Source organism: Arthrobacter sp. 05N33_2 (assembly GCF_056397425.1).
The window spans coordinates 1-11,746 of record NZ_JBFTNJ010000085.1 but is presented as its reverse complement, the minus strand read 5'-3'; the positions used below and the strand labels follow the sequence as shown (position 1 = coordinate 11,746).

10 protein-coding genes and 1 pseudogene are annotated in these 11,746 nt (G+C 68.6%); 6 read left to right on the top strand and 5 right to left on the bottom strand.

The genetic code is table 11. The annotated features are described in order from the left end of the window. On the bottom strand, positions 1-361 hold a 361-nt coding region (locus AC1DHX_RS19060), incomplete at its 3' end, for a hypothetical protein (RefSeq protein WP_476900355.1). Between the two features lie 886 nt (positions 362-1,247). Here AC1DHX_RS19060 and AC1DHX_RS19055 point away from each other — a divergent pair. From AC1DHX_RS19055 to holA, 3 genes are read left to right on the top strand one after another with little or no spacing between them, the layout of a single operon-like run. Then, positions 1,248-1,919 (top strand): ComEA family DNA-binding protein, encoded by a 672-nt coding sequence (locus tag AC1DHX_RS19055; protein WP_476900354.1) that lies wholly within the window; start codon positions 1,248-1,250, stop codon positions 1,917-1,919. A gap of 1 nt (position 1,920) precedes the next feature. Further along, entirely contained in the window at positions 1,921-3,969 is a 2,049-nt protein-coding gene (locus tag AC1DHX_RS19050) for a ComEC/Rec2 family competence protein (protein WP_476858439.1), read from the top strand. Then, positions 3,903-4,919, top strand: a complete 1,017-nt coding sequence (holA, locus tag AC1DHX_RS19045; RefSeq protein WP_028276695.1) for a DNA polymerase III subunit delta — start codon at positions 3,903-3,905, stop codon at positions 4,917-4,919. The genes AC1DHX_RS19050 and holA overlap by 67 nt, the downstream gene beginning before the upstream one ends. Before the next feature lie 268 nt (positions 4,920-5,187). On the opposite strand, the gene rpsT is transcribed toward holA, so the two are convergent. Beyond that, complete coding sequence (gene rpsT / locus AC1DHX_RS19040; protein WP_018773112.1) at positions 5,188-5,448, bottom strand: 30S ribosomal protein S20; 261 nt, start codon at positions 5,446-5,448, stop codon at positions 5,188-5,190. Positions 5,449-5,651: 203 nt separating this feature from the next. Continuing rightward, complete coding sequence (locus AC1DHX_RS19035) at positions 5,652-6,257, bottom strand: type II toxin-antitoxin system PemK/MazF family toxin (protein WP_028276696.1); 606 nt, start codon at positions 6,255-6,257, stop codon at positions 5,652-5,654. A gap of 359 nt (positions 6,258-6,616) precedes the next feature. On the opposite strand from AC1DHX_RS19035, the gene lepA reads away from it, so the two are divergent. Both lepA and hemW read left to right on the top strand, forming a co-directional pair. Beyond that, positions 6,617-8,470: a translation elongation factor 4 gene (gene lepA, locus AC1DHX_RS19030; protein WP_476900353.1), complete on the top strand. Its 1,854-nt coding sequence runs from the start codon at positions 6,617-6,619 to the stop codon at positions 8,468-8,470. A gap of 45 nt (positions 8,471-8,515) precedes the next feature. Further along, a complete protein-coding gene (gene hemW / locus AC1DHX_RS19025) occupies positions 8,516-9,754 on the top strand; it encodes a radical SAM family heme chaperone HemW (RefSeq protein WP_476858440.1) in 1,239 nt (412 codons plus the stop codon). 125 nt (positions 9,755-9,879) lie between these two features. On the opposite strand, the gene AC1DHX_RS19020 is transcribed toward hemW, so the two are convergent. Continuing rightward, positions 9,880-10,299: a DUF4870 domain-containing protein gene (locus tag AC1DHX_RS19020; RefSeq protein ID WP_026537291.1), complete on the bottom strand. Its 420-nt coding sequence runs from the start codon at positions 10,297-10,299 to the stop codon at positions 9,880-9,882. Positions 10,300-10,442: 143 nt separating this feature from the next. Then, positions 10,443-11,294 carry a DUF3097 domain-containing protein gene (locus tag AC1DHX_RS19015; RefSeq protein ID WP_476858441.1) on the bottom strand — a complete coding sequence of 284 codons (852 nt, stop codon included), beginning with the start codon at positions 11,292-11,294 and terminating at the stop codon, positions 10,443-10,445. Between the two features lie 318 nt (positions 11,295-11,612). Between AC1DHX_RS19015 and AC1DHX_RS19010 the strand changes: the two are divergent. Then, positions 11,613-11,746: pseudogene (locus tag AC1DHX_RS19010) on the top strand (heat-inducible transcriptional repressor HrcA); the annotation flags it as partial.

Below are 11,746 nucleotides of genomic sequence, written 5' to 3'. Positions count from 1 at the left end.
GGCGGCCGGCTCGGACGATGGCGCGGCGGGCGTTTCCGGGACCGTCGGCACGGCGGCCGGCTCGGACGATGGCGCGGCGGGCGTTTCCGGGACCGTCGGCACGGCGGCCGGCTCGGACGTTGGCGGGGCGGGCGTTTCCGGGACCGTCGGCACGGTGACTGGCGCGGACGTTGGCTCGGTGGTCGGTATCACGGTTGGCGTCGTGGGCGCGGGTACCGACACTGACGTTGGTGGAGTCGTTGGCGTTAGGGAGGCCGGCGGGGCTGCGGGAGGCGGAGTCGTTGGCGGCGGGGTTGGCCCGGGGGCTGGCTGATTCGGCCCGATAGTGTAGCTGGGCTGCTGGCCTGAGCCGTAGACCCACAGGGCGGCCTGCACCCGGCGGGCACTTCCGGGCTCCAGCCACCAGAGCACCTGTACGTTGCAGTGGTAGACAATCGTGACATTGGCGACGGCGCCCTGCGGCGGAACTGCATGGATCGAGGTGGCGGCTGTTTGGGTGGTCCAGATGAAATTCTGGTCGGCAGTCATTCCGGCCGTGCCGTCGACCGAAACATGCGCTATGCCGTACAGACCGTACTGGGGGCAGAAACTGCTTTCCAGAGAAAAATTGACCACCTGGGTTGAGGTGGCTTGCGTTGTGTCTGCCACGACCGGTGGGGCTGGCAGCATGGTGCCGCCAAGCGCCAGCACCGCCGCGGGCCCAAACAACCACTTCATTGCACACCAGCTTTCGTCGCCTGAAATTTACCTCCAGGCGATCAGGGTTGCCCCCAGCCGGCAAAGTCTTCTCGATTGGATGCAGACGTTACCACCGGGTCCGGGCGGGCACCAGCGTAGGGAATACTTGCCTGATGCCGCGGATCTACGCGTATTACTCAGGTATATCCACATACGCCCGGTCCCCGGTATCAGCGGGGGTGAGGGCTGCCTAGAGTCGTTCCATGCCACGCCGCAACCCGGGAACTGAATCCGCCACAGGCGTCAGGGTTGCCCGTGATCGCCTGGCAGCGACGCGCTGGGCTGCCCGGGGTGCGGAAGATACTGCGGAGCCGGGCGAATCCCCGGCTCCGGGCCGGGAACCGGGCGACTCAGCGGGGCTGCTGGAGTTGCAAGTTCCGGCGCCTGACAGCCCTGTCCCGGTCCGGGCTGATGGCGTCCTCGCTGCTGGACGATGCGTCGGTGGCGACCCTTCACACCATGCGGATGAAACCCGCGGGTACCGCCGGGGAAGAAGGCCGACGCTGGCTATGCGATTTCGGGCCAGGACAGGGGTTAAGGCCGCTGCCCTGCTGGGCGTCCTTGCCGTGGTGCTGGGTGGCTGCTTCTGGTGGCAGGCCGGAACCGGCGGCGCGCAGGTGGTGGCTCTCAGCGACTCCGCCCCCGCCGCCGAGGAAGCACCCGATCCGGCGGATGACGGGTCAACCGCGCCGCCGGGAGATGAGGCCACCGCGGCGCCCGAAAGGATCGAGGTCCATGTTGCCGGTGCCGTGGCCAGCCCGGGGGTGGTTCAACTGCCGGCGGGAAGCCGGCTGCACGAGGCGATTGCAGCGGCGGGCGGAYCCACGGTCCTCGGGGATCCGGACCGGCTCAACCTGGCCGCCGTGCTGGAGGATGGGCAGAAGGTCCTGGTGCCCATCCGCGGCGAACCCGGTCAGGCCGATACGCCCACGGACGGCCCACCTGCGCCCGGTTCCGGTCCGGGCGGCACGGGGCCAGTCGGCGGAGGCGGGAAGGTCAACCTCAACACCGCCGGCCTCGAGGAACTCGGGACCCTCCCGCGCGTCGGGCCGGTGCTGGCGCAGCGGATCGTGGATTGGCGCCAGCAGCACGGGCGGTTCAAGACAGTGCAGGAGCTCGACGCCGTCGACGGGATCGGTCCGAAGTTGCTTGAGGCCCTGCTCCCGTTGGTGGGTATCTGACGTGGCAAATCCTGAGATGGAAAAGCCCGGCACTGCACAGCCTGGCACTGCACGGCGTGGCGTGGACCGGACCGGCCCGCTGGGTTCCGTAGCGGTCCCGCAGAGCCGCTGGCAGCGCTACGTCGATGCGGCCGTCGATTCCCCGGCGCATGCGGAGCACGAGGATCCGGTGGCCTCCGGCCGGATCCGCAGATCCGGCAAACCCGCGCGAGACACCGCCGCGCGTCGGCGCCCGATCGAACGGACACGACGGACGGACCTTCGTCTGGTGCTCCCGGCACTTCTTGTCTGGGGGACCGCCGTTGCCGGAAACTGGCTGTCCCCTGCAGGGCTGGCCGGTCTCTGCACGGCGCTGGCGGCGGCCGGAGGCATGCTCTTCCTGGCCGGTCGCGTCATCCTCGGCCGTTCTGGGCTCCGCCCGGCGAGGGAGCGGGGCGCCAGGATTGGGCGGGGTGGCCGCGGGCGCGGCCGCAGCGCCGGGCAGGCGGTTCCGCGCAGCATTCGCGCCACAGTGGCAGCGGCGCTGCTGTTGTCCTCCGCGGCAGGCTCACACGCCGCCGTCGAGGCCTCCCGGCGGCACGACGGCGCCATCGCAGAAGCTGTGGCCGCCCGCGCGGCCGTCGTCGCGGAACTGGAAATTGCAGGCGCCCCACGGCCGCTCAGGATTCCCGGTGCCGGTGGCCTGCCGGACCGCTGGGCAGTTCCCGTGATCCTGACGGCGATGACCTTCGGCGGCCACAGGGTCGCCGGGGACGCACGGATCGTGGTCATGGGCGGGGCCACCTGGGGAGACGCCGTTCCGGGCCAGCTCCTGCGCGCCACAGGCAAACTCCGTCCCGCCGCGCCAGGGGAGCCGGAGGCCGGACTCCTGGCAGCGACGTCTGCGCCAACCCTGCTGCGGGGACCCGGGCCCTGGCAGCAGGGTCCCGGGGAGCTTCGCCGCGCCTTCACCGCCGCGGCGGCAAGGTTCGGGGGCGACGCCGGCGGGCTGCTGCCCGGCATGGTCACCGGCGACACCAGCGCCCTGGACCCCGAGTTGGAAGCCGCCATGAAGACCGTCGGGATGACGCATCTGACCGCCGTCAGCGGGGCCAACTGCAGCCTGATCCTCGGGACGCTGCTGCTCGCCGCCCGCACGCTCCGCCTTCCGCGCGCGGCCGCCGCCGCGGCCAGCCTCGCGGGGCTGGCGCTGTTCGTCGTCATGGTGGGACCGGATCCGAGTGTGCTGCGGGCCGCACTCATGGGCAGCATCGGCCTCGCGTCCGTAGCTCTTGGCCGGGCGGGGCGCGGACTCAGCCTGCTCTGTGTTGCCGTCATCGGCCTACTGCTGGCGCAGCCGGTCCTGGCTGCCAGCTTCGGATTCCTGCTCTCGGTCCTGGCCACGCTGGGAATCGTAGTCGCCGGACGCCGCATCATGGACTGGCTGCCGCCTTCGGTGCCGCGCTGGGCGGCAGCCGGCGTCGCCGTACCCCTGTCCGCCCAGCTCTTCTGCGCCCCGGCGATCGTGTTGTTGCAGCCGCAGTTCGGCGCCTACACCCTGCCCGCGAATGTGGCCGCCGCAGCGCTCGTGGCGCCAGTTACACTCCTCGGCACTGCCGCCGTGGTGCTCCTGCCCGCTCTCCCGGCCGCAGCGGGCCTCCTCATGGCCGCCGCTGCTGCCTTCGCAGGCGCGGTGGCGGGGGTCGCCCGGTTCTTCGCGGCACTCCCGGGCGCCGCCCTGCCGTGGCCGGAAGGAGTCTTCGGTGCAGCCACCATGGGAATGTTTTCCGCGGCTGTGCTGGCGGCGGCGTGGCTCGCCCTGCACCCTGCCGCGGCCGCCCGTGGCGTCCTCGCGGCACACGTACGGGTGGTCGCCGTCCTCGACGGACGCTCGCATGCGGCGGCACGGTCAGCCGTCCTGCGGGCCGTCAGCCGCGGCTTGGAGCACCGGTCCGGGCGTGGGACGCTTAGAGTCCGCAAACCAACTTCCGGGAGGAATCGAGAGTGGCTGCTGCCCAGACCCAACGGCCCAGGACCTCGGCGTCGAACACCGCCACCTGGCGTGATGTGACACCTGCTGCCGTCGTCCTGGTGGGCGGTCCGGAAGACTACATAGGTGCCCGGGCCATGGACCGTATCCGCGCGCAGGTCCGCGCGGTGGCGCCCGACGTCGAAATTACGCGGCTCAATGCCGGCAGCTACACGGCCGGGTCCCTGGCCATGAACGTCAGCCCTTCGCTGTTCGGCGAACAAAAGCTCATCGAGGTCGACGGGCTCGAGGCGATGAACGATGCCTTCCTCGCCGATGCCCTGAAGTATGTGGTCCAGCCCGAACCGGAGGCCTTCCTGGTGCTCCGCCACGGCGGGGGAGTCCGCGGCAAGAAGCTGCTGGACGCCATCAAGGCCGCGGGCTGGCCCGTTGTCGACTGCCAGCCGCTCAAGAAAGACGCCGAGAAGATCGCCTTCGTCACGGCCGAGTTCCGGGCGGCCTCCCGGCGTATCGACCCCGACGCCGTGCACGCCCTGGTCAATGCGGTTGGCGCGCAGCTCGCGGAACTCGCCGCCGCCTGCAGCCAGCTGATCGCTGACGCCACCACCGGCGTGGACGCGGCCATGGTGGACAAGTACTACGGCGGCCGGGTCGAGGCAACAGGTTTCAAGGTCGCCGACGCCGCGATGGCCGGCAACGGCCCGCTGGCCCTCTCCACACTTCGCCACGCCCTGGCCACCGGCGCGGACCCGGTGCCGATCGTGGCTGCCCTGGCGTCGAAGTTGCGTTCCCTAGCCAAGGTGGCCGGCGCGCAGGGGTCGTCCTCGCAGATCGCCAAGCAACTGGGTATGCAGCCCTGGCTCGTCGAACAGGCCCAGCGGGAAGTCCGGCGCTGGACGCCCGAGGGGCTGGTCCGCTCGATCCAGGTCACCGCCGAGGCCGACGCCCAGGTCAAGGGCCTCTCCCGGGATCCTGTCTATGCCGTGGAACATGCGGTAACGGTGATTGCCACCTCGGCCAGGAGTTCCTGACACCCGCGTTCGAACCCAGGGGCCCGGCGTGTCGRCCCTGCGAGTCCGGCCGGACCGGGGCCCGGCGTGTTGGCCCTGCGAGTCCGGCCGGACCAGGTGCGGCGTGTCGGCCCTGCTGGCGCGGACCCGGCAGCGGGCAGCCGGCGGGGTACCGGAGTAGTACGAGAACGGGTGCGGAGTCGGCCCCTTGCGGAACCGGTTTAACTGGATGTGGCCGGCACCCCAGGGGGTGCCGGCCACAATCATCAGTTCAAGTGAACTGGAAACCTTAGAGCGCGTTGACCTTCTTGGAGATGGCCGACTTGCGGTTTGCAGCGTTGTTCTTGTGGAGAACACCCTTGCTGACGGCCTTGTCCAGCTTGCGGCTGGCAGAAAGCAGTGCAACAGCCGCAGCATCCTTGTCGGTGGACTCAACGGCGGTGTTGACGGCGCGGATGGCCGTCTTCAGCTCAGACTTGACTGCGTTGTTGCGCAGGCGAGCCTTTTCGTTGGTCAGGATGCGCTTCTTCTGGGACTTGATATTWGCCACGTGTGAACTCTCTTTTTCAATGCGGAAAATGGTCTAGAGGGCTTTCAGATTGGCCATTGACTGAGCGGCGTGGGGATACCTATGGCGACCAACCATCTGTGGCCGTCGACCTGCACGGACACACAGCTGTAAATAATAGCAGAGATCAACGTACAGGCACGAGTGCGGGTGGAGATCCGCCGCCGCGCACGGTGTCCGCCGGGTCAGCTCCAGCCGTGCCGCTGCCGCAGCGCGGCCGCGATGTGGTTGAAGCGGCCTGCGTCCAGGATCGCTCCTTCGCGCCGGATGTCCTTCGCGTTGATCTGCAGAACCCGGTCCAGCTTCGCTTCGCTGGGCCGCCACTGGCGGTCCCAGGGTCCCGTGCCGATGTCCACGTAGTCATCCGACCGGCGGGAGTCGCCGTCGTGGTCCTTGCTCGTCAGCATCAGGCCCAACAAATACCGGCCGCTGGTGCCCACCAGCAGCACCGGGCGGTCCTTGCCCTGGGAGTAGTCCTCTTCGTAGGGCACCCAGGTCCAGACGATTTCGCCGGGCTCGGGCAGACCGTTGGGTGCGGGGGCGTAGCGGACGGCGGCCCGCCCCCGGAAGTCGCCGGGATATGTTCCGGTCAGTCCGGCGGCCGGGGCGCCGCCTGTGGAGCGGGCCGGGGTGCCGGGACGCGCCTGGCCCGGCCGCCGCTTCGCCGCAGGCTTTCGGGCGGGTTTTGCCGCCGGCCCGCGGGTGGTTCCCGGTGCGGAGCCGCCAAGTTTATCCAGGAAGCGCAGGGCATCGCGGACCGCGCCGCTGATCGATCGTAAGTTCCAAGCCATGGGGAAACCATACCGGCAACCCCTGCAGAGAAAGGGGCAGGGAATGAGCGGGGGAGAGGTGGGGCAGAGGGTGGCCGCAGTCGGCTGGGGGCCAGGCAGGGGCGGACCCAGTCGCGGCGCAGCACACAGCCAGATCCGCGGGCCAACCCCAGCCGAACCGAGGCCAGATCCGCGGGCGGAATCCCGCCGAGAGTCCACCGGACCCAGGAGAGTCCGCAACGCAACGCAGGGATGCACTGCCACTGGCCCGGACGTGGGAGACTATAGGGACAGAAATGCGCCACGTCGCAGGATGGCATACGAGCATCCGCACCGAGCCGTGGAAAAGCCAACCGTAATGCCAACAGTAAGGACCCTGCGTGTCTCCCATGGCCCGCACCGCCCCGGTGCCCGCCGCAACAGATCCGGCCATCATCCGGAACTTCTGCATCATTGCGCACATTGACCACGGCAAATCCACGCTGGCCGACCGGATGCTCCAGTTCACCGGTGTTGTCCAGTCCCGTGACATGAAGGCCCAGTACCTGGACCGCATGGACATTGAGCGCGAACGCGGCATCACCATCAAATCCCAGGCCGTCCGCATGCCCTGGGAACTCGACGGCACCAGCTACGCGCTGAACATGATCGACACCCCCGGGCACGTCGACTTCACGTACGAGGTCTCCCGCTCGCTCGCGGCCTGCGAAGGCGCGATCCTGCTGGTGGACGCGGCCCAGGGCATCGAGGCCCAGACTCTCGCCAACCTCTACCTGGCGATGGAAAACAACCTCACCATCATCCCGGTCCTGAACAAGATCGACCTCCCGGCMGCCCAGCCCGARAARTACGCGGCSGARCTCGCCAACCTGATCGGCGGCGACCCCGASGACGTGCTSCGSGTSTCCGGCAAGACCGGCATGGGCGTCGAGGTCCTGCTGGACAAGATCGTCCGCGACCTGCCGGCACCGGTGGGCGACCCGAACGCCCCCGCCCGGGCCATGATCTTCGACTCGGTCTATGACACCTACCGCGGTGTGGTCACCTACGTCCGCGTCGTCGACGGCATGCTGCACCCGCGTGAACGCATCCAGATGATGTCCACCCGTGCCACGCACGAGCTCCTTGAGATTGGTGTGAGCTCCCCGGAACCCACCCCCTCCAAGGGCCTTGGCGTCGGCGAGGTCGGCTACCTCATCACCGGTGTGAAGGACGTCCGCCTGTCCAAGGTGGGCGACACCGTCACCAACCTGGCCAAGCCCGCCACCGAGTCCCTCCCCGGCTACGCGGACGCCAAGCCGATGGTCTTCTCCGGCCTGTATCCGCTCGATGGCACGGACTATCCGGTGCTCCGCGATGCGCTGGAGAAGCTGATGCTCAACGACGCCGCACTGGTGTACGAGCCCGAAACGTCCGCCGCGCTGGGCTTCGGCTTCCGGGTGGGATTCCTGGGCCTGCTGCACCTGGAAATCACCCGCGAGCGGCTCGAACGCGAATACAACCTGGACCTCATTTCCACCGCGCCCAACGTGGAATACGAGGTCACGCTGGAGGACAAGAAGGTCGTCCACGTCACCAACCCCAGCGAATACCCCACCGGCAAGATCGCTGAGGTCCGTGAGCCGATGGTGTCCGCCACCATCCTTGCGCCGAACGAGTTTGTCGGCGCCATCATGGAGCTGTGCCAGAGCCGGCGCGGCGTCATGGGCGGCATGGACTACCTCTCCGAGGACCGGGTGGAAATCCGCTACCGCCTGCCGCTGGCCGAAATCGTCTTCGATTTCTTCGACATCCTCAAATCCAAGACCCGCGGCTACGGGTCACTGGACTGGAAGGCCGACGGCGAGCAGGTGGCCGACCTGGTCAAGGTGGACATCATGCTCCAGGGCGAACAGGTTGATGCGTTCTCCGCCATCACCCACCGCGACAAGGCCTACGCCTACGGCGTGATGATGACCGGCAAGCTGCGCGAACTCATCCCGCGCCAGCAGTTCGAGGTGCCCATCCAGGCCGCCATCGGCTCCAGGATCATCGCCCGCGAAAGCATCCGCGCCATCCGCAAGGACGTCCTTGCCAAGTGCTACGGCGGTGACATCACCCGAAAGCGCAAGCTGCTGGAAAAGCAGAAGGAAGGCAAGAAGCGCATGAAGATGGTGGGCCGCGTCGAGGTGCCGCAGGAGGCTTTCATCGCCGCGCTGACAACGGACGAGTCCAAGGACAAGGCCAAGAAGTAACGGTGCAGGTAATGATTGTTGCTGCAGTATCGGCAGGCCGGGCCCGTGCCTAGCGTTCTTCCCCTCGGCGACCCGGCGCCGGCGGACGGGCTGCTGCCCGCCCAGGCGGGCGAGGGCGCCGATCAGCGAGCATTCGGGCTGTACGTGCACATCCCGTTCTGCGCGGTCCGCTGCGGGTACTGCGATTTCAACACCTACACCGCCACGGAGCTGGGCGGCGGGGCCTCCCAGGACGCCTACGCCGCCACCGCGATCGCGGAAGTGGAGTTCGCCGCCGCGGCCCTGAAGGGCAGCGGCCTGCCCGGCCGCCCCCTCAGCACGGTCTTCTTCGGCGGCGGCACCCCCACCCTGCTGCCGGCGGAGGACCTGGCGCGCATACTCAGCGCCGCGATCGACGCCTGGGGACTGCAGCCCGGCGCCGAGGTGACCACCGAGGCGAACCCCGATTCCGTCACGCCCGCATCCCTGCAGCTGCTGGCCGACGCCGGGTTCACCCGCGTTTCGTTCGGCATGCAGTCGGCCGTGCCGCACGTCCTGAAGGTCCTGGACCGCACCCACACGCCCAGCCGGGTGCCCGAGGCGGTGCAGTGGGCGCGTAATGCCGGGCTCTCGGTCAGCCTCGACCTCATTTACGGGACGCCGGGGGAATCCTTGGAGGACTGGCGCTACTCGCTCGAGACCGCACTGTCCTACGCCCCCGACCACATCAGCGCCTATGCCCTGATCGTTGAAGACGGCACCAAGCTTGCCGCGCAGATCCGCCGTGGCGAAGTGCCGGAAATCGACGACGACGACCACGCTGCCAAATACGAACTCGCCGACGAACTGATTTCCGCCGCCGGGCTCAACTGGTACGAGGTCAGCAACTGGTCCCGCACCCCCGAACAGGCCTGCCGGCACAACCTCGCCTACTGGCGGGGGGACGACTGGTGGGGCATCGGGCCCGGGGCACACTCGCACGTGGGCGGTGTCCGCTGGTGGAACGTCAAGCACCCCACCGCCTACGCCAACCGCCTCGGCGCCGGCGCCTCACCCGCCGCCGGACGCGAAACGCTGGACTCTGAAACCCGCAACGTGGAACGGGTCATGCTCGAGGCCCGGCTCAATTCCGGGCTCGACATCCCAAGCCTCGGCGGCCTGGGGGACACCGGCAGGCACGCTGTGGCGGGGCTGATCGCGGACGGCCTCGTGGATCCCGCGGCGGCTTTCAAAGGCAGGCTCATTCTCACTCTTAAGGGCCGGCTGCTGGCCGACGCCGTCGTCCGCAGGATCCTGCCGGACTAGTCTGCCGGCAAAACTTCCACGACTTGGCTGCCCGCATCAGCGGCCACAACACCCTGCCGCACAAAAGAGAGCCGGCCGTTGCCCTGACGGGCGGCGGCCGGCTCTCTTGCTTGGGTCCGGGCCGGCTATTTGATCCAGCGCAGGTTGAACTCGTAGCGGTGCGGCTGGCCGCGGTTGACGTGGATGCCTGCGGCCACCGAGAAGCACGTCACGGCGATCCAGATCACCGTGGCGAGCACGGCGAAGAGGTTGCCCACCACCGGGATGAAGACCAGCAGATTGGCCAGTACCGCGGCCAGGGTCGGCGGCAGCGTGAAATTGAGGGCTTCCTTGGATTCCTGTGCCGTGAACGGGCCGCGGTCCTTGAAGATGAGGTAGATCAGCAGCGACGGCACGCAGCCCAGGATGCCGCCGAAGTGCGCGAGCGTGGCCCACTGGCGGTCCTCGCTGGCCGTCAGCGGCAGCGCGTTTGCCGGAACGCCATGGTACGGGGGCTGGCCATGGCCAGCCTGATTGCCCGTGTGTTCGCGTGCGTTATCTGCCACGGTGTAGCCCTTCGGATTGCGGTGATGCGTTGCTGCCTGGGTTGTGCCTGAAATAGCCGGGACCGCGCTGGAAGCGCGGCCGCCGTTTCAAGAATACTTGCTCGGGCAAGGAAATGGAGATCAGGGGCGGCCGCCGCGGCGGACTAGGGCACGGTGAGGAAGTCAATGACCTCTTCCACGCGGCCAAGCAGCGACGCCTCCAGATCAGCGTAGCTGCGGACAGCCCCCAGGAGTTTCTGCCAGCCGAGGCCGATGTCCTCCTTCGTGGAGTGGGGCCACCCGAAAGCCATGAGGATCCCGGTCTTCCAGTCCGTGCCGCGGGGGATCACGGGCCACTGCTCGATCCCCAGGACCGAGGGCCGGATGGCCTGCCACACGTCCACGTAGGGGTGCCCCACAATCAGGACGTTGCCTGCGGCGCCCGGTGAGGCCATGACGGCGTCGGCGATCCGCGACTCCTTGGAGTCGGCCACCAAGTGGTCTACGAGCACGCCGAGGCGCCGGCCAGGGCCCGGGCGGAAGTCCGCCACGGCGGCCGCGAGGTCGTCAATGCCGTGCAGGGGCTCGACGACGATGCCCTCCACCCGGAGGTCATCGCCCCAGACCTTCTCCACCAGCTCGGCGTCGTGCTTTCCTTCCACCCAGATGCGGCTGGCCTTGGCCACCTGTGCGCGCTGCCCGGCCACCCGCACCGAGCCCGACGCCGTGCGGCCGGCACCGGCGGCCGGTGCCGTCTTTTTCGGGGCCGGCGGCATCAGGCGGATGGGCTGGCCGTCCAAGAGGAAGCCGAAGCCGAGGCGGAAGGATCGCGACTTGCCCCGCCGGTCCTCCAGCGCCACCACGTGCATGCCGCCGGACTTCTCCACCCGGGTTACGGCGCCCACCCAGCCGGACTGGACCTCCTCGAGGACCATCCCGCGTTCCACCGGGACTTCCTGCAACTGGGTCTTGGCGGGGGCGGACAGGTCCTGGGGTCCCCAGTTCTGGTACGACATCTCTTCACGCTTACTTTGCACTCGGAATGTACGGCGGTCGGTGGAACTCTCCGGGGGCCGGAACCGGACCGCGACGGCGCGGCAACGGCAGCATCTGCCACGGTCTCGGCGCCGGCGTGACGGGAATCGCGTTCCCGCGGGCCACGCCTGGAGCGAATCCAATGCTAACAACGCGGCGACTCATATTAGACTGGTTAGCACTTAGGCATGTCGAGTGCTAACCCTTGTCCTGTGGCGGGCCGTCCGTGCACCACTGGTGTACCCGGACCGGACGCGGGGGGTGGCACCGGCTGCGGGACAGTCGATTGGAGGTGGAGCGTGAGCGAACCGCGCAAACTCGAAGTGCTGCGCGCCATCGTGGAGGACTACGTCCATTCGCGTGAGCCCGTTGGTTCCAAAGCGCTCGTTGAACGGCACCATCTCGGCGTCTCGAGCGCCACGATCCGAAATGA